Raw genomic sequence first — 24339 nt, forward strand, 5'->3', positions numbered from 1 at the left:
CATAACGAAGAGATTCTTTTTTAAAAGCAACTTTCCCTCAATACATGAGGGAAGGTTGTTTTTTGCAAAAATTTATCTAACAAACAAAGCATTAATTTTTTAAAATATATATCTCTTAAAAGCTTCTATAGCTTCATAATCTGCAAGACCAAGCTTATCATATAATATCGCTGTATTTCTATTTCTTTCACGAGCTCTTAACCAAAACTCTCTAGAATCCTCTCCTTGAAACATCACCCTGTCTTTTTGGGATTGGTGATATAAGATAGCATTAGTTTTTTTGGATACTTCGTGTGGACTTAGAGGTACAGCCATTTCAATTTCAGAAACGTCCCATTCTTGCCAGGCACCTCTATATAGCCATACCCAACAATCATTCATGAAGCTTTTACTTTTTAGGTTGTTAACAGCCTCAAAAATAGCATCTAGACAAACTTTATGAGTTCCATGAGGATCGGCAAGATCACCTGCTGCATATATTTGATGTGGTTTTATTTTTTCGATAATATCTGCTGTAAGGGCTACATCTTTTTCTCCCAGAGGATTTTTTCTAATTCTTCCGGTTTCATAAAATGGGAGATCGAGAAAATGAACTTTATCATCATCTAATCCAAAATAACGAGTAGCTCCCAAAGATTCCATTCTTCGAATTAATCCTTTAATTAAACGAACTTCTGGTATATCAATATCACCTGGATTTTTTGATTTAAGAAATGCTATAACCTTCTTAAAAGTATCTTCATCTTTACCTGGGTGAACACTATTGGCTACCTCAGAAAATTTTAAGGCTTCATCATCTGTAACGGCTATATTACCCGAAGTCTGATAAGCAACATGTACATCATGTCCTTGATCGATTAATCTTAAGAATGTTCCTCCCATTGATATAACATCATCATCTGGGTGAGGGCTAAAAATTAAAACCCTCTTTTTTGCAGGTAGAGCTCTCTCGGGCCTGTTGGTATCATCTGCATTTGGTTTTCCTCCTGGCCAACCTGTAATGGTATGCTGAAGTTTATTAAAAATCTTAATGTTTAAATCATAAGACGACCCTTCAACTGCCAAAAGGCCAGACATTCCATTATCATTATAATCTTTATCTGTAAGTTTTAAGACAGGTTTATTAAGTTCTTGACTCAACCAGGTTACCGCTTTAAATTTTAATTGTTCTTTCCAGATACATTGATCTACAAGCCATGGTGTTTTGATTCGTGTAAGTTCAGAAGCTGCTTCAGAATCAAGGATGATCGTAGTATTTTTATGTTCTTGTAAAAAAGATGCGGGGATGTTGGATGTAATTTCACCTTCTATGGTTTGTTTTACTACTGTAGCCTTTTTATGCCCCCAGGCTAATAGTAACACCCTTCTGGATTTCATTATGGTACTTATTCCCATAGTAACCGCTTTTTTAGGAACATTTTCTAAACCATTAAAATCAGATGAGGCATCAGTTCTGGTTACATGATCTAATGTGATGATTCGTGTTCCCGAATTAGGGTGTGATCCAGGCTCATTAAAGCCAATGTGTCCTGTTCTACCAATTCCTAAGAGTTGAAAATCTAATCCACCATACTTTTTGATCTTCATTTCGTAATCAATGCAGTACTGATCCATTTCTGTAACAGGAATGGTGCCATCAGGAATGTTGATGTTTTCTGGGTTAATATCTACATGATCAAATAAGTGTTGATGCATAAAATGATAATAACTTTGCTGGTGACCTGTATCCATAGGATAATATTCATCCAGATTAAAAGTAACTACATTTGAAAAGCTTAACTCTCCAGAACGATGTAGGCTTACCAATTCTTCATATACTTTTATAGGTGAAGAACCTGTAGCCAGACCGAGTACACAAAGTTTTCCTTCTTCTTGCTTTTGTTTAATTAGTGTTGCAATTTCGTGGGCAACAAGTTTTGAAGCTGTCGAAGAATCGGGAAATATTTCATTATGAATCTTCTCAAACTTCGTTTTTTCAAACTGTCCTACCTGTTTATATTCAATTTCCTGGATCATTTTTCCTCAAGAGTTTGATATTTTTATTGTTTTTATTATTTCAAGGCTTTTGATGAAAAGAGATGGAGTCGAGAGATATTGCTCTATCCATCTCTTTTATCAGTATTATTTGGCTAACTCAAATTTTTTAAAAATTTCCACCAGGAACATCCCACCATAGTCGGGTTCCTCCGTTATCAGCACCACCAAGAAGTGTTCTTGCTTGCGCTACTCCTTGTGGGTTAGTACTTCGCTGACTAGCTGGGAAAGGTAATCTTCTTACTTGAATATCAGTATCTACCGTACCTCCACTATTATTAGCTACCGAAGGGAATATTTTTGGATATCCTGTTCTTCTAAACTCACTCCATGCTTCTTGCCCATCAGGGAACATAGCGATCCATTTTTGAGTAATAATTCGCTCTAATTTTTCTTCATTTGTTGCTCCGCCATCCCAGGCTATAGTAATCGTACTTAATGCAGGAGTACTATGAGATCCGACAGGGTCAACATAATCAATAGGTATAGAGGCATTATCAGCAATGTAGGTTGATGCCCCAGCAGCGCCGTGTTGCTCAAAAGAAGTTGTGATTCCCATTTCATAATTTGATTGCGCATCACCGGCACCAGCCCATCCTCTTAAGGCAGCTTCTGCCTTTAAGAAATATGCTTCTGCAGCAGTCATTAATTGGATATCTGTAGTTGGAGTTTTATCTACTATATAAGAATTTCCTAATCTAGAAAAACCAACATAATCTCCTTTTTGATCAATATCATCAGTATACCCGTCTAATAATGGTAATCCACTTCTTAATCCTTTTAGAGATCCAGGTGTTACTGTAGATTCTTCAAATAAAACAGGACCTCTGGCATCGTTATAACCAACTAGTATAGACTCCATAGAAGCGTTCATACGAACGTCATTCCACTCAGAATTAAAAACAGTTAATGGATGTTTTGCTCCTCCTTTAATAATAAAATTATCAGCATTAGTTTCTAAAAGCCCTGCACCAAGTGCTAGTGATTTCTCTCCTTCAGTTTTTGCCTTAGCAGCATCTGCTTTCGAAATTCTAATAGCTAAACGTAATCGAAGTGTATTGGCAAATTTTATCCATTGTTCATAATTTCCACCATATACAAGATCAAAATTAGCGAACTGCTCATTGGTTGGGTCTGTAGATAAAGTGGTGATTGCTTCATCAAGTTCAGTAAAGAATTGATTGTATACTTCTTGTTGAGTATCATATTCTGGAAAAGATGCTCCTGGTACTCCAAATTTTGAATATACAATCGGACCATATACATCTGTTACTCTATGCATACCTTCGACTCTTAGTATTTTTGCAACCGCATAGATTAATGGAAATTTTTCTTCTCCACGCTCTTTGACTAATGCAGCATTTTGCATAACTCCAGTAGAAGAGTATGGGATATCCCAAGGGAATTGATCCCAAAAATCAATAAAATTATAGTTTGTGGTATTTGCTCCTCCTGCAAATGGTCTTGGTGGGGCCATATATCCACAAAAAGTATCTGCATTTAGATTATGCTGTAACTGTGTATGCCATGCAGGATCATACCTGTACAGGTTTAAAAAGATAGGATTAAATGGTCCACCTACATTAATAAAATCGGCTTCACTTTGTGCATCCGTTAATCCATTAGGATCTGTATTTAATGCTTCGAAATCGTCTGTACATGAGAGTACAAATACCGAGATAAAAGCAGTAATGATTATTTTTTTAAATATATTTTTCATGATATTCTATTCCTTTTAATTAAAATGATAAGCCAACATTCAAACCGATACTTCTGGTAGATGGCGATCCGAATACATCAACACCCTGAAGTCCGTTTCCTGTACTTAAAGATATATTGGGGTCATATGGAGCGTCTTTATAAAAGAAAAATAAATTTCTACCTACTAAAGAAGTATTGATCGAATTAAAGAAACTATTCTCTCCAAGGTTAAAATTATATCCTATAGATAATTCTGCTAATCGGATATTAGTAGCATCATATACATATTCACCACTAAATTTATCTCTTCCTCCAATTGCCTGATGGTATTCTGCAGCTGGTATTGTAGTTTCTGAACCAGTAGCTTCATCAAAAATTCGCACGCTACCTGTTCTGTCTAATGTTCCGAAACCATCAACGATAGCTTCAGTAAGACTCATTACTTCTCCACCAAATTTTCCATCAACTAAAAAGGATAATGTTATGTTTTTGTAAGTAAAAGAATTATTCCATCCTAAAGAAAAATCAGGATTTGCATTTCCTAATAAATCAAAACCTCCTCTGGTATTTGCATCAGGTGCCGCTTGAGTAAAGTTACCATCTGCATTTCGAATTGGCAATCCATTTGCATTTCTGTTAAGTCGTTTTCCGTAAATATCACCAAAAGACCCACCTTCTGCAATTAATAAAGCATAAGAGTTAACACTTATTGGAGTTAATTCTAGGAAATCTCTATCTAATCTAGCATCTAATTCTTTAATAGTATTTTTATTACTAGCAAGGTTTACAGAAGTGTTCCATGAAAAATTCTCAGTTTGTATTGGGTCTGCGGTAATAGAAACTTCAATACCTTTATTTTCAAAATCCCCTGCGTTGATAGCAAATTGATCTGCTGTTTGACCATTAGCATTGGTTTGACCACTGGCAGACTGGATTGTCATAAATTGATCTATAGTATTGGTTTGGTAATATCCAATTTCAAACCCTAAACGGTTATTAAAGAATTGCCATTCTGTACCGATTTCAAAAGATCTTTGAGTTTCTGGTTTTAGCTCTGTAAGTGGTCTTACCGTAGGACGGTTTAACCCACCAGGACCAGTACCAATAGTATTGATTGGATTGTTAGCAAAACTTTGTATATCATTACCTACCTCTGCATAAGAAGCTCTTACTTTTGCAAAAGAAATCACTTCAGGTAATTCAAACATTTCAGAAACAACTCCCGTAATACCAAAAGATGGATAGAAGAAAGAGTCTGAAACTGTTGAAGACCAGTCGTTTCTAGCTGTTACATCTAAGTATAACATATCTTTGAAACCTAGTGTAGTACTAGCAAATAGAGATTGTACTTCTTTTTGCTCTGCTTGAGTTTCTTTTAATATTGGATTAACCCCTACTGTACCAACTACAAAATTAGAAAGCGTAAAGATGTTTGGTATTTTTAAATTACCTCCTACACCAGAATCTAATAAGGTGCTTTCGCCTAAATCTGATTTTCTGATACTAGTACCGATATTAGCGGTTAAATTAAAACTATCTGAAAGAGGAGTATTAATAGTAGCTATGATATCACCATAGATCTGAGTATCCTCTACATCATTTAATAAATAACGACCATTTGAAGCAGATAACGTTCCATCGGTAGTTGCATGAATTCTTCTTTCAAACTTATAAAAGTTTTTGTCATAACTTCCTCTGGTTTGAACGGTTAACCAATCATTAAACCTGTATTTTAAAGAAACAGATGCCAAAACTTTTTGATTCTGATCATCACTGGCATTTCTATTGATTATCCAATATGGGTTTTGTTCGATATCAGAAGTTCCTCTAAACCAACGTTGCGCCATTAAATTTCTATCTACATTAAATTCTTCAAAAACTCTATAATCACTTAAAGTTTCTGTATCCGAATTAAATGCTGTTGCTCCTACTAATGGATTATAATATAAACCAGAAACAGGCTTATTGTGTATTTTTTGAGTTGAAAGCAAGATATTGGCATCAACAGTTAACTTGTTATCGAATAGTTTAGCCGTTTCTCTAATATTAAGAGTATGCTTTTTTACATTGTGAGTAGGAAGTATTCCTGATGCTTGTGTATTTGCATACGAGAAATAAGTTTGAGCATTTTCTGTTCCTCCAGATACCGACAATGAATTAATTGCAGTTGTTCCTGTTTCTAAGAAGTCATCTATGTTTTTTTCTGTACGATCATTAAAATCAAGTAAATAAGCAGCGTTATCTACTGTGAAACTAGAAGATACATTTGTTCTAAAACTTCCTGATTTACCTTTCTTAGTAGTAATTAATATCACACCATTAGATCCCTGGCTACCATATAAAGCCGAAGCCGAAGCTCCTTTTAGAACACTAATACTTGCAATGTCATCTGGATTGATCAAGGATAGAGCATCTCCACCATCTCTATTTCCTGCATTTTCGATATCACCAAATGTACTGTTAGGTTGAATCGCAGAATTGTTTAATAAAGGAATACCATCTACAACGTATAATGGTTGGTTATTTCTGGTAGAAGTATTACCTCGTAAAGTTACTTTTACCGATCCACCAACACCAGAAGCACTTCTGTTTACAACAAGACCAGATACCTTACCCGAAAGACTGTTGATAGGGTTGGCATCTTTGATTTTTGTTAGCTCATCAGATTTAATATCCTGAGCTGCATAAGTAAGTGATTTTCTGGTTTTTTGAATCCCCAGTGCAGTTACTACTACATCTTCTAATTGTTCAGCATCTTCTTGCAATTGAACATTTATTACTGTTTCACTACCTACAGTAATTTCTTTATCTGACATTCCTAAATAGGAAAACTGAATTACATCTCCTGCTGCTGCAGTGATTGTGTAATTTCCGTCAAAATCGGTCTGTACTCCATTTGTAGTTCCCTTTACAATAATATTAACTCCAGGTAGTGGCACACCATCTGAAGCTCCCGTTACTGTCCCCGTTATTTGGGTTCCCTGCCCAAAACTCAGAAAAGAAAAAAATAATAGAGTGGTTAGGGTTAAAATCTTTTGTTTCATATTAATATGTGTTTTTTGAATGATCTCAAAGTAGTATTTTAATTATTTAACAAAATTTTTTTTAGACCAACGACATGGTTTTAATAACAATCGACATGCATTGATAGATAACGGTTTTTTTAAAATTCGATATTCTCATTTTTTTTGTTTTTCTCTATAAATAGCCTTACATTTTTCAAAAATTTTTGTTAAAAAAGTGATTTTAACAGATGTTATTTAATGATTTTTTAAAAAAAAGAGGGGTAACGTGCAAAGGACTATTAAACGAAAATATCATTTATATTTTTGGATTATTTATTTTTCATTTAATGTAATTCGATGGGGAAGTTATTTTAATGATTATTGGTATTCATTAAAATCAAACCTTGTAGAATTTCCTCTACACATCATCTTAGTATATTTTAATATTTATTATTTGGTCCCTAAGTTCATATTCAAAAGAAAGTATGTGCATTATGTACTTTTCTTATGCATATCTCTTGGAGTTCATTATATGTTAAGATCAGGTTTAAACCTATTATTGGTTACCGAAGATATCTGGCCCGAAGTAGAAGGACGACTGGATCCATTTGGGTTTAATCATATTGTAGCAGTAGCTATAGGAGAATTGTATGTTGTAGGACTAACTTCTGCAATAAAGTATACGGTCGATTTTTTGATTATGCAAAATAAGAATAGAGACCTAAGTGAGTTGCAATATAAAACAGAGTTAAAATACTTAAAAGCACAGATACAACCTCATTTCTTTTTTAATACACTTAATAGTTTATATGCATTAACAATAAAAAAATCGGATTTAGCACCTAATCTTGTATTAAAACTATCTAACTTTATGAGATATGTGATTTATGATACCAGTAAAAAAAAGCTCCCTCTTTTGCAGGAGATTGATCATATCGATAATTATATAGAACTCGAAAAAATGCGTTATGGTGATCGAGTTGATTCTAGAGTTGATATAAATGGTAATATCGATGATGTAAAAGTAGTTCCCATGCTGTTTTTACCATTTATTGAGAATGCTTTTAAGCATGGACTTAGGAATAATGATAGAATGGAGTTATTAATCTCTTTTGAAAGATTTGAAAATGAATTGATATTTATATCCAAAAATAATTATGAAGATGAATCAGAAACTAAAAGACTTAATGGAATTGGAATAAAAAATGTAAAAAGAAGATTAGAAATACTTTACCCAAAAAAATATACATTAAACATAGCACAAAAAAATAATGAGTATTCGATTTTGCTTAAAATCCCTATATAATGATTATTAAATGTATCATAATTGATGATGAGCCCTTGGCAATTGAAGTTATTGAATCTTTTTTAAAAGAATTTAAGAACATTCAGATCGTTGATACTTTTAAAAATCCGATAGAGGCATTATCTATATTAGAACAAGGAGATATTGACGCTGTATTTTTAGATATTAATATGCCTAGAATGAATGGCTTAGAGTTTTTAAAAAGTTTACAGGAGTATCCCCAGATTATTATTACCACTGCATATAAAGAATATGCATTAGAAAGTTATGAGCTAGAAGTTCTCGATTATCTGGTAAAACCTATTTCTTTTAATCGATTTCTGAAATCTATAAATAAATTAACGGCAAGACTTATTGCCATAAAGAAACATGAACCTTCTATGGATTTGGTTCAACCGGCTCATATTTTCTTAAAAGTAGATAAGAAATTGGTGAAAATTTTGTTAACCGATATCCTTTTTATAGAAAGTCTTAAAGATTATATCCGGGTAAGTACACTAGAAGATACGTTTATGTCACATAAATCCTTAACAAGTATCAGTGAAGAACTTCCTTCAGAAAATTTTATAAGGATTCATAAATCGTATACCATAGCTATAGATAAAGTTAAATCTATAGAAGGAAACCTTGTCGAAGTGGGAGAAAAAAGAATTCCTATAGGGAGGAATTACGCGGCTCATGCCAAACAACGAATATTAAAAAACAAATCAAATTTATTAAAATAAAAATAATGGTTTTAACTACATTGGACTACATAATCATAGCCTCATTTTTCTTAACCACAATTATTATTGGAGTTGTGGTATCTAAAAGATCTGGAAAAAATACAGCAGAGTATTTTTTATCTGGACGTAATATGCCGTGGTGGTTACTAGGTTTTTCGATGGTAGCAACTACATTTTCTACCGATACCCCAAATTTAGTTACTGATATTGTAAGGCAGGACGGTGTTGCTGGTAACTGGGTATGGTGGGCTTTTTTATTAACAGGCCTTCTAACCGTATTCGTGTATGCCAAGCTATGGCGTAAATCAAATGTTACGACAGACTTAGAATTTTATACATTGAGATATAGTGGAAAACCCGCTAAGTTTTTAAGGGGGTTTAGGTCGATATATCTTGGGGTGGTATTTAATATAATTGCCATGGCTGCCGTAAACCTTGCTGCCATTAAAATAGGGCAGATTATGCTTGGACTTTCGCCAATACAGACTGTTTTAATAGGTGGTGTGGTAACAGCTGTTTTTAGTTCTTTAGGAGGTTTTAGAGGAGTGATTTATACAGATTTTGTGCTTTTCTTTGTTGCAATAGTGGGTGCAGTAGGGGCCTCTTATTATTTGATTAATCTTCCTGAAGTGGGCGGGTTGAGCAATTTGGTCTCTCACCCAAATGTATCTGATAAACTTTCATTTTTTCCGGATTTTTCTAATACAGAAGCATTAATTGGAATTTTAATTATACCATTAGCAGTACAATGGTGGAGTTCATGGTATCCCGGTGCAGAACCAGGAGGTGGTGGATATATTGCACAACGTATGCTTGCTGCAAAAAATGAAAACCACGCAATAGGTGCTACTTTCTTTTTTAATATTATGCATTATGCACTACGACCTTGGCCATGGATTTTGGTAGCATTAGCATCTTTAGTAATGTATCCAGATATTGCTAGTATTCAAGAGGCTTTTCCTAATGTTGAATCTAGTAAATTAGGACATGATTTGGCTTATTCGGCAATGTTAACAAAGCTCCCGGCAGGACTATTAGGACTTGTCTTAGCTTCTCTGGGCGCTGCATTTATGTCAACGTTATCTACACATCTTAATTGGGGATCATCATATATCGTTAATGATTTTTATAAGCAACAAATTAAAAAAGATGCAAGCGAAAAAGAACTGGTAAATGTTGGACGAATTACTACAATAGTTCTTATGGTGACTAGTGCTGTATTTGCACTTTATCTTACTAATGCCAAGCAGCTTTTTGACATTATTTTAATGTTTGGAGCGGGAACAGGATTAGTATATATTTTGCGTTGGTTTTGGTGGAGAATCAATGCATGGAGTGAAATATCCGTAATGTTTTCTGCAATGCTTATCCCATTAATTTTGACTTTTACGCCTCTTGGTGATTCATTATTTGGATATACCAATGATGCCGGAGAAATAATATCAGGTGTATTTCCTTCCTGGTTTAGATTTATAGCTATGGTGATTATAACTTCAATAGTTTGGATTGTGGCAACTTATCTAACTAAACCAGAATCAAAAGAGACTTTACGCTCTTTTTATAAAAGTATTCAACCTGGTGGGCCAGGCTGGAAAAAAATTGTTGATGAAGCTAATGCAGAGGGGATAAAAATAGTAGAATCTAATGAGAAATGGTCTGTACCTTCTGGAATTCTAGCAATGCTATTAGGTTGTGTATTGGTATATAGTTGTTTGTTTTCTGTAGGGAACTTGCTTTATGGAGAGTACATCATGGCGGGAATTATAGGGGTATTAGCCTTAGTTTCTGGTTTTTTATTGGCGAAAGTTTGGAAATCAATAGGAAAGAACCTAATGTCGTGAGGATAACTAAACGAATACAATCTGTTGATTTTTTAAGAGGACTTACTATTATGCTTATGATCCTGGTAAATACACCAGGAGACTGGTCTTATGTGTATACACCGTTGTTACATGCAGAATGGAATGGTCTTACTTTGGCAGATTTTGTGTTTCCTTTCTTTTTATTTATTGTAGGGATATCTATATCGTTCGTATACAAACATAAAAAGGCGGATTGGGCGATATATAAAAAAATCTTAATACGTAGTCTAAAATTAATTGTACTAGGCCTATTTATCAATGTATTTTTGCCTTATTTCCCTTTCATAGAAACAGAATCTATACGTCTACCTGGAGTATTGCAGCGAATAGGAATTATATTTTGCGTAGCCTCGATATTGTATTTGAATTGTAATCGAAAACAGCTAATTTTTATAGCAGTTACTATTCTTGTAGGGTATTGGATATGGTTGGCATACATTCCATTGCCCGATGGGACTTCTCCTACTCTAGAAAGAGGACCAAATAACTGGGCTAATTATCTGGATTACGTATTGCTTAAAGGGCATATTTGGAAACCAGATTATGATCCAGAAGGTATACTTAGCACATTACCGGCTATTGTAACAACAATTACCGGAATTTTTGTTGGAGAGGTTTTGGCAAGTACAGCAAAACGAAAACTTGTTTTATTGGCGGCAATGGGAGGAGGTTTTATGATCATAGGGTATTTATGGAGTATCTTTTTTCCGATCAATAAAGTGTTGTGGAGCAGTAGTTTTGTATTGGTCACATCGGGATATGCCACTTTGTTTTTAGTACTATTTCATTATTTTATGGATCATAAAAAACATGATTTTGGTAGTCTTGTGAAATATGTAGGGGCAAATGCAATTATTATCTATTTTTCTTCTATGATATTTGCCAAATCTTTTTATCTGATTAAAATCGATTCTCAAACTTCGGTGCATCAATTTCTTTTTGAAACATTTTTTGTGTACCCGTCGATTGATAAACCGTTGTCCTCTTTTTTTTATGCATTGGTTGTTGTTGGTTTTTATACACTTTTGGCATACTTTTTATACAAGAAAAAGATATTTATTAAAGTCTAGATTATAATAAAAACATTTATAAGGGTACTACAAGAAGTTAAGACAATTGATAATTAAAAATACTTCTTGTAGTGTCTTTACTATCAAATACTTTGTCTAAAAAGATTGATTATGTTAAATTTTTGAAAAATAAATTTTATTTTTGTTAAAAAATAAAGTAAACCTAATGTAGGTTATAATACAAATAATTACCCCTTCTTGTTTTATATCTGCTGGCTAAAAAATACCTGAGATCTGTTATTCGTGATTACAATTATCAAGAATAATATAATTTTTTGAATAAGATCTAATGATATGTAAGTTGATTTTAAACTTTTGGCAATAGAGTTAGTACTCTAAGCTAAAAGATAAAACAAGACATTATATGAAAAGAAATGTATTCACCTCAATTCTTATTTTATTACTGATTTTATGTGCTCATGCTAAAGAGACTTATGATTTCTCTTCTCTACAGCAGAAGAATGTTTTAGAACAAAATTTAGATTCTATAGAATATTGGATAGATCATAACTATATAAGTAAGGCTCTTAACATAATTGATGAAACCGAAAAACTAGCATTAGAGAGTGACAATAAAAAGTATATTGCTAGAATCTATAGACTACATAGTGGGTTGTATATATCTGTTCAGGATTTAGAAGGATTTGAAACTTATCTCGAAAAAGCGACTATCTTACAAAAACAAGTACAAGATCAATATGGTGAAATTTATATAAATAATCTATGGGGATTATATCATAAAATAATATCAAAAGATAATGATAAAGCAGTTTTTTTCTTAAAAAAAGCGATAGACGGAGCAGAGAAATATAAGTATGAAGAGCAGAGTATTGATATGCTGGTAAACTTAACTTCTATTTATTATCGAAATGCGGATTGGAAAAACTGTTATGAGATCTCTCAAAAGGCGATTGAACTTGCAAAAAAATATCATAAAGATATAAGATTGATATATCTATATTATCGAATCGGAACAGCATGTTCAAAAACAAATAGATATGATGAAGCGCTTAACTTTTTTAGAAAAGGTGAAGAGATTGCCAAACGAGAAATAGACTCAGCAAAGACAAGTAATTATGCAAATCATACACTATATCTTGCTGGGATTGCAGATATATATGATCGAAAAAAAGAATATAAATTAGCTAATGATTATTATAAAGATTATATCCAAGAACAGGCAAAACAGAATAATATCTTCCTTGAAAAGTATGCTCAAGATATAAAGGGATACAAAGAACTTCAACTAAAACAAAAGGATAATGAAAGGATTCTGGCAGAGAATAAATATCAGCAAACTCAATTAAAGCTTAATGAATATCTTTTGATATCAGGAATTGTAATTATAGTTATTTTGGTTCTTTTGATCTTACTTCAATATAAAAATTCTAGACTAAAAACAGAAAATAACATACTCTTACAGCATAAAAATGAAGAATTATTAAAGGCAAAAAATAGGGTAGAAGAAGCGTATAAACAGAAAACATTGTTTATAAATAATATTACTCATGAATTAAGAACTCCCCTTCATGCAATAAATGGTATTGCACATTTATTAGAAAATAAGGAATCGAACGAAGGCCAACGAAAAGAGCAGTTAAATATATTACAGTTTTCGGGGAAATATCTATTAAGATTTATTAATGATATTATAGAATTAAACAGATCGGATGAAGCCTATAAAATTTCTTTAAAAAAGCATCCTTTTGATCCTATCCAATTAGTTAATACAATTAAAGAATCTCTTAAATTCTTTATAATAGGAGAAAATAATAATGATTTTAGGTTTCTACTAGACGATAAATTACCCAAGAAACTTTTGGGTGATCCTGATCACTTATCAAGAATAGTTATTAGTATCCTTTCAAATACTTCTAGATACATAAGTGGGGGGATTATAGAATTTTCTGTACAGCATCTTTTTTCAAGAGAAAAGACAAGCACTATCTTGTTTTCATTGAAGAGTAAAGATTTATGTTTTTCTAAGAAAAAGCAAGAAGAATTAAATAAAGCCTTTGTAGAAAACGAATCTGCTATTTTTACTTCCTTATCAGACGAAAATAACCTGCCTACTCTAGAACTGGTTATAGCTAATAAATTACTTCTTCAATGTAATAGTAAGCTGGATTTTACATCCGACGAAAAAGAAGGTACAATTTTTAGTTTTCAAATCCCTTTCGAACATATAGAGGAGAAAATAGGTCAAGCAGAATTTAAAGATAAAAAAAAGAAAGGTGTAAAAATTTTGGTTGTCGAGGATAATAAAATTAATCAATTAATTACACGAAAAATCATTACTAATTTTGGTTATCAATGTGAAATTGCATCAGATGGTTATGAAGCATTGAAAATGACAGAGAAAAATGAATATGATCTTATTTTTATGGATATAATGATGGAGGGGATTGATGGATTTGAGACAACAAAACGAATACGTAAATCAGATGAAAAAACCCCAATTATTGCTTTAACCGCTATTTCTGAATCAGAAAACAAAGAAAATTTTATAGATGCTGGTATTACTAAAGTAATAAATAAACCTTTCGAACCCACAACGTTATTGCAACAGATTCAGATTACCATCTCAAAAAAATAAACCTATCGAGGTCTAATATCTCCAATTAGTTGATCTTTTTTTCTTCAAAAACGAACAATTATAAAATTGTATAATTAGATTAATCCAAAATTTCATTTATTGTCAATATGATGGTTTTTGTGTGCTAAAAAGTGTCACTCGTATAATTTATTTCTCCAAGAGGACGTAAAAGTAGTATTTTAAGATCAGGGTTTTAAATAACTAAAAGAAAGCCAACGACTTAACACAAATGTTGTAATAACAATGACACACAAACTCACTACTCCAAAAAACCAACAGGTTTTATGCAGGAAATCATGGATTATGATTTTTACTGTATTACTTTTTACTATTCATCTAACTTTTTCTAACGATGATAATACATATCCCGAGATATCAAAAACAACTGATTCTTTCTCTCTGGATAAGTTTTTACCTATACATCCACTACATCAAGTGAATGATTTGATAAATAAAGATTTATGGAACACCTTGTTTCCGTATCGTTTTGGTGCTAAAGACACCGGAGGTGGTGTTTGGGTACTAGACCCGAAAGATGATTTTTATACTTTCGAATCTTTTATCGAGGCCATTAATAGAATGAGTAAAATCGAAGTGACCTTTGAGAGAAGATGTGGTACGAACGCTTATAGAATTACACGTACTGATAAGACTACAGGAATATCAAAAGTGATTCGAACCGATGTAGATTTTGATGCACCAAGAAATACTGATAAAGAAATTGTTACCAAAAAAGTAGATTATGGATCTTTTTTAGGTGAAGGAAGCCTTGAAACCAGAAAAAGAGAAATCACAGCTTTTTTTGCTAATATCTCTCATGAGACTACTGGGGGGTGGTCAACTGCCCCGGGTGGACAGTTTTCTTGGGGCTTACACTTTCGTGAAGAGCCTACGAATGCTTCTTATGCTTCTCCAGATACAAATTATCCTCCAACTCCAGGAAAATCATATAAGGGAAGAGGCCCCATACAGTTATCATACAATTATAATTACGGTCCTGCCAGTGAATTCATTTTTGGAGACAAACAGATACTTTTAGATCATCCAGAAAAAGTAATCGAAGATGCTGCTTTGGCTTTTCAAACTGCTATTTGGTTTTGGATGACGCCTCAATACCCCAAACCATCGGCTCATGATGTAATGGTGAATAAATGGACTCCTAATGAGTTGGATAAAACCAAAAATAGAATTCCGGGATTAGGGATGACTGTAAATATTATTAATGGAGGTGTAGAATGTGGACAAGGTACAGAAAAACCTCAGGTGTTAGATAGAATAGGATACTACGAAAGGTTTACAGATATTTATCAAATAGGGACAGATATGGATGGAGTTCATGATCTTTCTGATTGTGGATGTAAAGATATGGCTAGGTATGGTGGTGATGCTGCCGATCTTACAGCAGAACCTTGTGCACAAAAACCTCAGGTAACATTTACAACTCCCAGAAATAACCAAATGTTTGAGCAATCTACATTTTCTCCAATTCCCGTAAGCTTATCTATAGATGAAAAAAATACAAAATTGGTAAGCGTTACTACAACTGTGGAAAATCAAACTTTTGATGGAGTAACATTCAGTTGGACACCATCTAGCTATACCAACCATGTTTTAAGCGCTAATGCGGTATTTGAAAATGGTACTACGGCAACATCAGAAATTAAAGTTATTATTTGGGATGGAATAAATCTTGACTGCCAGGAAGTACCCGAATGGAATGCATCGAGGATTTATAAAGACAAAAATAACTATGTAAAATATAATAATAACGTCTATAAAAACAAATGGTATGCAGATAGCAGTAATGTTCCTGGAAGTGATACCGTATGGGAGTTTGTAAAAGAATGCGGTGTTTCTAATGGAAGTAGCCCTGTAATAACATGGGAATCACCAGATAATGGGCAGGTCATAGAACAAAAAGAGCTTGCGCCGATTACTTTAAAAGCCAGTGCTACCGATACCGATGGAACTGTTCAATCTTTTATTTTTAAGTATAATAATACTAGTATTACTCCTATCTCTTCAGGAAGTACCTATACGGCTAGTTTTACACCAACTGCATTTGGAGAAATTACGATTACAGCATCTGCCACAGATGATCAAAATAATACCTCAGAAAAAGCAATTTCTTTTACTGTGAAAGAAAAAACAACAGGAGGAAATAATAATGCTCCTACTGTTAGTATAACTTCTCCGGGAGATAATGCCACTTTTGAAGCAGGTACTTCGATTCCTATCACGGTAAATGCATCTGATAGCGACGGGACGATTGCGAAAGTAGAATTCTTTAATAATGATAATAAAATAGGAGAAAGTAGTGCTAGCCCTTTTAGTTATACATTCGAAAACGTTATAGTAGGAAATTACTCGTTAACGGCAAAAGCAACAGATAATAAAGGGACATCTTCAACCTCTACTGCAATAAAAGTTACGGTGACTAACGGTGGAGGAAATGGGAATTGTGCAAATATACAACAATATGTTGCAGGTACTTCTTATGGATTAAATGATGAAGTAGTAAATGAAGGAGAAAAATTTAGTTGTGATATTCCTGGGTGGTGTTCATCTACTGCAGCATGGGCATATGCCCCCGGTACAGGAGCACATTGGCAAACAGCCTGGACAAAAATCGGAGCTTGTGGTAAAAGTAATTTTGAAATAACTACAAATAACTACTCTGTTTTTCCAACTATAACTCAGGATATTGTAAACTTTAGAATAAAAACAGATAATACATCATGGGTTAAGATCAACCTATATCATCTTTCTGGAAAATTGATAAGTACACAATCATTTAATGGAGTCCAGGCAAAGACACTAAAATCATTTACGCACGATCTGTCAAATCTCAAAAATGGTCTTTATGTATTTAAAATATATATAAATGACGATGTTTATTTTGAGAAAATCCTTAAAAATTAACTACTAAGGAACTATTTCGGGTAGTTTTTATTACTGATTTAACTACCCGATTATACATATAAAAACTCGAATTAATTAATCACACTAATCATGAAAAATTTTTATACATTTTTGTTTATGTTTTTTTGTGCGCTATTGATGCATGCACAATACACTTTTCCTACCTGTTCACCAGAGTGGGATGCAAGTAAAGTCCCTTATAAACAAGGGCAAGAAGTTTCTTATAATAATATTAATTATAAGTGTAAATACTATACTAATGATGCTCCGGGAGCCGGCTCCTGGGAACTAATAGGACCATGTGGAGATGGAGGATTAGGCCCGGATTACTCTGGTAAACAACGAATTATAGGATATTTGCCTACCTGGGTTGCTGATTATGATATCAAAAATAAATTTAATCCAGAGGTAGTAACACATCTAAATATTTCTTTTTTGATGTTTAAGCAAAATAATAATGATTATAATAGTTCAAATTTTGCTTCTATATCTTTTGATGAGTTTCAATCTAGAAAAGTAGATTCTGTTCTTAACGATTTGGGTGTTCTTCAAAAAGCCAAAGCCAAAGGAGTAAAAGTATCTGTTGCATTAGGAGGGGCTACTGATTATGCGTTCTTATGGTTAATGACCAAATATCAAAACAACGATAGTAAATTAGATGAAATTGCAACATTGATTGCTAATTATGTTACTCAGAATGATTTGGATGGTGTTGATTTGGATATGGAATGTTGGTGGGCAGATCCAGCCATTAGCGGGACTTCAGATCAGGGAGGAAGAGTAAGAGGCAGCAAATGGGGGGATGCTGATAAAGGCCCTCATCCCGCAGGTATTGGGTTAACAAAATTAAGCCAGAAACTAAGAGCCAAAATACCTAATAAGTTAATTACAGCCGCTGTATTCGGAACATCTTGGTATGGAAATAACTATGATGATGGTATGGCAGACTATATGGATTGGATTGGTCTTATGTCTTATGATTTTACAGGATCATGGGATAAATCTCCAGAAGGACCTCATTCTTCTCTTTATAAAGTAGAACCAGGGACTTATCAAGGACAAACAGCAGATAATCCAATTTATTCTGCGCAAGATGCATTAGAATATTGGATGGGATTTGCTCCACCAGCCTGGAATCATGCAGGAGGATTTAATGTGCCAAAAGCCAAATTAGCTTTCGGACTACCTGTGTATGGTTACGATTTTTCTGAAAAGAAGCCTGATGGAGGAAATGGAGCTAAATTTGTTCCTTATAAGGATATCATAAAAGATTTTGCTAATGCAGCAACAAGTTATGACCCTAAGGATCCTAAAAATCTAAGAGGATACATAGGAGAAAATGGAAAAAAGATATACTATAACACACCAAAATTAGCTGGAGAAAAAATAAAATATTCTAAGCAGTATGGGCATCAGGGGTTAATCATATGGGAACTTACACAAGATACCGATTATAATTCACCTTCAAGTATTCTTAAAGCAGTAAATGAGGCTGCAGGAAACACTGATCCTATAAACAATTCACCAACAGTTGTATGGGAGACTCCCACAAATGGACAAGTTATCGAATTAACAGAATTGTCTCCGATAACACTAAAAGCCAGTGCTACAGATTCCGATGGAACCATTCAATCTTTTATGTTTAAGCATAATACAACTAACATTAGTGCTACAGCAAATGGAAGTAGCTATACAGCCAGTTTTACTCCTGCAGCATTTGGTGAAGTAACGCTCATTGCTTCTGCTACAGATAATAAAAATGCAACTTCAGAAAAGACAATTGTTTTCACAGTAAAGGAGAAATTAGTGGGAGGTAATACACCTCCATCAATAACTCTTATCGAACCAAAAGATGCAGATGTTATAGAACAAACAGCATTGTCATCAATTCAGTTAAAAGCTACGGTAACAGACGATACCCAGGTAAGCTCTGTTAAATTTATTGTAAATAATATTGAAATTACTCCATCTGCAAATGGTACTCAATATACTACAGACTGGACTCCTAGAGCCTTTGGTGAAGTATCTTATAAAATTATTGCCACAGATAATGAAGGACTATCTACCGAGACAGTTGTTATGTTTACTGTAAAAGAAAAAGTAGTGGGAGGAAGTTGTGATGGAATAGCAGAATGGCAAGCTGATAAGGTATACGCGACAGCAGGACAAAAAGTAAGTTATAACGGTAATCTCTATACCAATAAATGGTGGACGAAGGGAGAAACCCCGGGAAGTAGCTCTGTATGGGAATTTGTTTCTAGTTGTGGCGGAGGCTCTGGTGGTGGAGATTTTTGTGGATCTCCACAATGGATAACATCTATTGCATATAATAGTGGGGATCAAGTATACCATAGCCAAAAAATCTATAAAGCCAAATGGTGGACAGAAGGTGAAACTCCTGGTAGTAGTTCTGTGTGGGAGTTTGTTTCAGACTGTGTTAAGAGTAACCCAAATATGTCTTCTGTTACATTTCAAACATTGGTAGATGATGTTATAAAATATCAGATAACAGTTTCTGAAGTATCATGGGTGAAAATTGATGTGTATGATATCTATGGTAAATTAATGCATACAAAATCTTTAAGAGAATATACAGGAAGTAGAGATTTCACACAAGATTTATCGACTCTTAAAAGTGGAATCTATATCTACAAAATTAATATAGGTGGAGAAGTAATCACCAAAAAAGTAATTAAAAAATAAAATTGAATAATAGAAAATTGCCAAATGACGGGTCCTGAAACATTGATTTGCTAACACAAGCTCAACGATTTTTTTACAGGTGCATTCTAGGGCCCTGATTTGGCAGATTCATTGACTATAATATAAACGCTAAAACTTCATCGTTATGAAAATAACAAGTTCAGTATTCTTTTCGGTTCATTGCAAACTTGACAGGCGATGAAAATGAAGATTTAGTTAGGAAATACGGTGCTAAACAATATACCGATTAAAATTTTGTTTGTTATGTTGTGAATAGATGCTAGTCATTTATCCATACTAAAGATCCGGGTATATCTCGGATCTTTTTTTGATTTAAACGGTAACTCCATTTATGATTTTACCTTTAACTTTTTTTATATAATTTCTTCCCATAGGAAGTGATTTATCATCGATTTCGATACAATTTTTATCAATTGCCTTAATTTTATTAATGGCGATAGTATATGATCTGTGGATTCTTATAAAAAGATACTCTGGTAGTAGCCTGGTAATTGCAGATAAGTTGTAATGTGTTACATAATCTTTGTGATCTGTTTTTATGATAACATAATCTTTAAGACTTTTTATGTATAAAATATCTTCAAAATATATTTTTATCATTTTTTTATCTACTTTAATAAAAATGTGATCTTCTAATGAAGATGTATATGGCAGTTTGTTCACCGTATTTAATGTCCTGGATATTTTGTGTAAAGATTTTACAAGCCTCTTCAAAGAGATTGGTTTTATTAAATAATCTATGACTCCTAACTCAAATCCTTGTACAGCATAATCTTCATCAGAAGAAGTTATAATAATAAGAGGAGGATTGTGTATGTTTTTAATAAATTCTAACCCATTAACCATAGGCGTATAAATATCGACAAAAACTAAATCAATCGAATTTTCACGAATAAAATTAAAAGCATCAACAGCATTATTACAAACAAAAACTACCTCGAAATGTTCAAAATGTGCCAAGTGTTTTTTTAAAGCACTGATAGCTAGCGGGTCATTGTCTACAAGTAAACATCTTACTTTCATTCTATAGTCTTTTAGAGATTATTCTATAAATAAATAGTTGTTATTTACTCCTTTTTTTTATGAATAAATCTTACTTCCTATCTGGGTATGTAACCTGATTTATTCTTTTTTATTGTTTTCTTTTTAAAAGGTTTTTGTTCGATAATCTCTTTTTCCTATAGAAATTATAGAATATGAGTAAAATGCATCTTATTCCTGTTTTTCTTCTGAAAATCTACAGTTTTAAGTCATTCAGCTAATTAGTTTTTTTAAACCCCGAGTTCTTTCTACTTTTTCATTGAAAACTACAACGTTTTCGTAAATAATAACACAAACCATTTATAACTTAAGGTAAGAAATTATGAAAAAATTAAACCAAACTTTTAAGGCTTGGTGTTTTCGAGATTTGTATCTGAAAACATCTTTGCTTTTTATTTTTATGTGCGTTTCGAGCATTGCTTATGCACAAGTGAACACAGGAGGAAGTGCTACCACTTCTGATCATCAAAAACAGATTATAGGATATATTACCAACTGGGACGCCTGGAAAACCAATACGGCAGGAGTACCTGAAGCAGGAGCTCTTACACATTTAAATATTGATTATTCTAAATACACGATTCTAAATTATTCATTTTTTGGAGTAGCTCGTGATGGTTCTTTGCATAGTGGAGATCATAGAAATAAGAATATATATCAAGATGGTGTGACACAAGAACCTGCAGATTTGTTTTATACAGATTTGTACAGCAGTTGGGATTTACATCTTTTATTCGGAGAATTAGAATATGTAAACTATGTAAATGAAGATATAAAAAGACGTGCAGAAGCTCAAGGATTTCAAGTAGAGGTCGGAGCTAGTACCTGGACACACCCAGTTTGGGGACTAAGCGGTGGATTGCCGTTACCTCTTAAAAAAGAAAACGGAGCTTTGGGATTACTAGACCTTGCACATCAAAAAGGAGTGAAAGTGATGGCATCTATTGGTGGATGGAGTATGTGTAAACATTTCCCAGAAATGGCTGCCGATCCTGTAAAAAGAGCAAAATTTATTGAAGACTGTAAAAGATTAATCAATATTGGTTTCGACGGAATTGATTTAGACTGGGAATATCCAGGACCATTTTCAGGAATGAATTTTACAGGTAGTCAGGCAGATTTTGCGAATTTTGAATCTTTACTACAAGAAATTCGTAATGCTATAGGACCTACAAAATTAATTACATCGGCTATGGCTGCAGATCCAAGAAAACTGGATGGATTTAATTGGTCTGGAGTAGTTGCTAATATGGATTACTTTAACATGATGACTTATGATTATAATGGTGGTTGGTCTAATAAAGCAGGACATAATGCTCCTGTTTACCCATATACTGATGCAGAAGTATCTTTTTTTAATTGGCAATCTACTTTACAAAAACTTGTTGAAGCAGGAGTTCCTAAAAACAAAATATGTTTTGGAGCTCCATTCTATGGTAGAGGTGTTGTTACCGAAGGAAATGCAGATCTTAATGTAAAAACTGTAAAAAGAGCAGAAACTGTTCAACCTGATGGACCTATACAAACGGCAGCAGATTATACAAATTGGCCAAAAGAAGTATATGATGGTACACCAAATTATTTCTTTATCAAACAAAAAGCTTTATCCCCTAATAGCGGATGGACCAGAAAATGGGATGACGAAGCTAAGGTTCCTTATTTGGTGAATGGAAAGTATTTTTTAAGCTATGATGACGAAGAATCTATTGGTATTAAAGCTCAGTTTATTAATGATAATGAGTTAGGAGGGACTATTATTTGGACAGTCTATGGTGATCTTGAATTTGGAGGTACAGCAACTTCTTTTGGTAGAAAACTTAAAAGATGGTCTAATGTAAAATCCCCTTTGGTGAATAAAATTAATGAAGTTTTTGCTAATGGAGGACCAGGAGGAAATGTTTCTCCTACAGTTAATATAACAGCTCCTGCCAATAATTCTACTTTTACAGAAGGAGACACAATTCTCATTACTGCAAATGCAGCAGATAGTGATGGAACTATTACGAAAGTCGAATTTTATAATGGTAGTACAAAATTAGGAGAAGACACAACATCACCATATGAATATTCGTGGTCGAGTGTTTCTGCAGGTAATTATACTTTAACAGCAAAGGCAACTGATAACGGTAATGCTTCGACAACTTCTTCTGCGGTTTCTGTATCTGTAAACGGTAGTGGCACAAACACACCACCTGTAGTAAATATAACAGAACCAGCTAATAATGCTACTTTTACAGAAGGAACTACTATTGTTATAAAAGCAAATGCATCAGATCCTGATACTGATGGTAGCATTACAAAAGTTGAATTTTATAATGGTACAACTCTGTTAGGAGAAGATACTACTGCACCATACGAATATTCATGGGCAAATGTCGCTAAAGGAAACTACACATTAACTGCAAAAGCAACAGATGATAAAAATGCAGCAACAGTATCTTCTGGTGTTTCTGTAACTGTGAATGGTAGTACCGGTGGGGGATGTGATAATATACCACAATATGTAGCAGGTACTTCGTATAGCAAAGATCAGGAAGTGCAAAATGAAGGAGAGAAGTTTACATGTAATATTCCTGGATGGTGTTCTTCTGCAGCAGCTTGGGCATATGCACCAGGTACTGGAGCTCACTGGCAGGATGCATGGTCAAAAACAGGAGACTGTACCGGAGGTACTCCTAATACGAGTCCTACGGTAAGTATTACTTCTCCAAATAACAATAGTTCGTTTCAAGAAGGAGCATCTGTAACAATATCTGCTAATGCATCAGATGCAGATGGTACAGTATCTAAAGTTGAATTTTATAATGGTAATACAAAACTAGGAGAAGATGTTTCTAGTCCTTACGAATATGTTTGGCAAAATATCTCTGCAGGAAACTATGCGATAACTGCCAAAGCAACAGATAACCAAGGAGCATCGACCACATCTTCTGTAATAAGCATTACCGTTAATGGGGTTAATAATACTCCTCCAACAGTTACGATTACTTCGCCCAATAATAATGACTCTTTTAGCGAAGGGACTTCAATCTCTGTTACTGCAAATGCTTCTGATAGTGATGGAACTATTACTAAAGTAGAGTTCTTTAATGGAGCCACAAAACTGGGAGAAGATACTAGTAGTCCTTATGCATATACAATTTCTAACGCATCTGCAGGAAATTATACGTTGACAGCTAAAGCTACTGATAATGGTGGAGCTACTTCAACTTCTTCTTCGATATCAATTTCGGTGACTACAGTAGGAAATGGTAATTGCGATGGATTACCACAATATGTTGCAGGAACTTCATATAGTAAAGATCAGGAGGTACAAAACGAAGGAGAGAAATTTACATGTAATATTCCTGGGT

At 33.6% G+C, this 24339-nt stretch carries 12 protein-coding genes; 8 read left to right on the forward strand and 4 right to left on the reverse strand.

The window, feature by feature from the left end; all coding sequences use genetic code 11:
* Positions 1-99 precede the first annotated feature (99 nt).
* The 3 genes from nagB to Z053_RS0118050 form a co-directional block, all read right to left on the reverse strand.
* The gene (nagB, locus tag Z053_RS0118040; RefSeq protein ID WP_025666389.1) at positions 100-2016 is read right to left on the reverse strand and encodes a glucosamine-6-phosphate deaminase; all 1917 of its coding nucleotides are present in this window, start codon (positions 2014-2016) and stop codon (positions 100-102) included.
* Positions 2017-2143: 127 nt separating this feature from the next.
* Positions 2144-3754, reverse strand: coding sequence for a RagB/SusD family nutrient uptake outer membrane protein (locus tag Z053_RS0118045; protein WP_025666390.1), 1611 nt, complete (start codon positions 3752-3754; stop codon positions 2144-2146).
* A gap of 19 nt (positions 3755-3773) precedes the next feature.
* Positions 3774-6779 carry a carboxypeptidase-like regulatory domain-containing protein gene (locus Z053_RS0118050; RefSeq protein ID WP_025666391.1) on the reverse strand — a complete coding sequence of 1002 codons (3006 nt, stop codon included), beginning with the start codon at positions 6777-6779 and terminating at the stop codon, positions 3774-3776.
* A gap of 247 nt (positions 6780-7026) precedes the next feature.
* Between Z053_RS0118050 and Z053_RS0118055 the strand changes: the two genes are divergently transcribed.
* The 7 genes from Z053_RS0118055 to Z053_RS0118085 all read left to right on the forward strand — a co-directional run bounded on the left by Z053_RS0118055 (position 7027) and on the right by Z053_RS0118085 (position 19924).
* A complete protein-coding gene (locus Z053_RS0118055) occupies positions 7027-8046 on the forward strand; it encodes a sensor histidine kinase (protein WP_025666392.1) in 1020 nt (339 codons plus the stop codon).
* Positions 8046-8771, forward strand: coding sequence for a LytR/AlgR family response regulator transcription factor (locus Z053_RS0118060; RefSeq protein ID WP_025666393.1), 726 nt, complete (start codon positions 8046-8048; stop codon positions 8769-8771). The genes Z053_RS0118055 and Z053_RS0118060 overlap by 1 nt, the downstream gene beginning before the upstream one ends.
* Positions 8772-8776: 5 nt before the next feature.
* Positions 8777-10612 carry a sodium:solute symporter family protein gene (locus Z053_RS0118065; protein WP_025666394.1) on the forward strand — a complete coding sequence of 612 codons (1836 nt, stop codon included), beginning with the start codon at positions 8777-8779 and terminating at the stop codon, positions 10610-10612.
* On the forward strand, positions 10609-11703 hold the full coding sequence (locus tag Z053_RS0118070) for an acyltransferase family protein (protein WP_316930199.1): 1095 nt from the start codon (positions 10609-10611) through the stop codon (positions 11701-11703). The genes Z053_RS0118065 and Z053_RS0118070 overlap by 4 nt, the downstream gene beginning before the upstream one ends.
* Before the next feature lie 364 nt (positions 11704-12067).
* Positions 12068-14299, forward strand: coding sequence for a response regulator (locus tag Z053_RS0118075; RefSeq protein ID WP_025666396.1), 2232 nt, complete (start codon positions 12068-12070; stop codon positions 14297-14299).
* A gap of 243 nt (positions 14300-14542) precedes the next feature.
* Positions 14543-17221, forward strand: a complete 2679-nt coding sequence (locus tag Z053_RS31605) for a glycoside hydrolase family 19 protein (RefSeq protein WP_081748292.1) — start codon at positions 14543-14545, stop codon at positions 17219-17221.
* 90 nt (positions 17222-17311) lie between these two features.
* The gene (locus tag Z053_RS0118085; RefSeq protein ID WP_035096380.1) at positions 17312-19924 is read left to right on the forward strand and encodes a glycosyl hydrolase family 18 protein; all 2613 of its coding nucleotides are present in this window, start codon (positions 17312-17314) and stop codon (positions 19922-19924) included.
* Between the two features lie 333 nt (positions 19925-20257).
* Here the strand turns inward: Z053_RS0118085 and Z053_RS0118090 are convergent, their stop codons facing one another.
* The gene (locus tag Z053_RS0118090) at positions 20258-20968 is read right to left on the reverse strand and encodes a LytR/AlgR family response regulator transcription factor (RefSeq protein WP_025666399.1); all 711 of its coding nucleotides are present in this window, start codon (positions 20966-20968) and stop codon (positions 20258-20260) included.
* A 340-nt stretch (positions 20969-21308) separates the two neighbouring features.
* Between Z053_RS0118090 and Z053_RS30340 the strand changes: the two genes are divergently transcribed.
* Positions 21309-24339: Ig-like domain-containing protein (locus Z053_RS30340; RefSeq protein ID WP_025666400.1), on the forward strand; the 3031-nt coding region annotated here is incomplete at its 3' end.

Source organism: Aquimarina megaterium XH134, assembly GCF_000520975.1.
GTDB lineage: Bacteria > Bacteroidota > Bacteroidia > Flavobacteriales > Flavobacteriaceae > Aquimarina > Aquimarina megaterium.

Bases quoted from the DNA above. Each gene is read 5' to 3' on its own strand.
- Z053_RS0118060 (WP_025666393.1), top strand. From the start codon at position 8,046: ATGATTATTAAATGTATCATAATTGATGATGAGCCCTTGGCAATTGAA.
- Z053_RS0118075 (WP_025666396.1), top strand. From the start codon at position 12,068: ATGAAAAGAAATGTATTCACCTCAATTCTTATTTTATTACTGATTTTA.
- Z053_RS31605 (WP_081748292.1), top strand. From the start codon at position 14,543: ATGACACACAAACTCACTACTCCAAAAAACCAACAGGTTTTATGCAGG.
- nagB (WP_025666389.1), bottom strand. From the start codon at position 2,016: ATGATCCAGGAAATTGAATATAAACAGGTAGGACAGTTTGAAAAAACG.
- Z053_RS0118090 (WP_025666399.1), bottom strand. From the start codon at position 20,968: ATGAAAGTAAGATGTTTACTTGTAGACAATGACCCGCTAGCTATCAGT.
- Z053_RS0118045 (WP_025666390.1), bottom strand. From the start codon at position 3,754: ATGAAAAATATATTTAAAAAAATAATCATTACTGCTTTTATCTCGGTA.
- Z053_RS0118065 (WP_025666394.1), top strand. From the start codon at position 8,777: ATGGTTTTAACTACATTGGACTACATAATCATAGCCTCATTTTTCTTA.
- Z053_RS0118050 (WP_025666391.1), bottom strand. From the start codon at position 6,779: ATGAAACAAAAGATTTTAACCCTAACCACTCTATTATTTTTTTCTTTT.
- Z053_RS0118085 (WP_035096380.1), top strand. From the start codon at position 17,312: ATGAAAAATTTTTATACATTTTTGTTTATGTTTTTTTGTGCGCTATTG.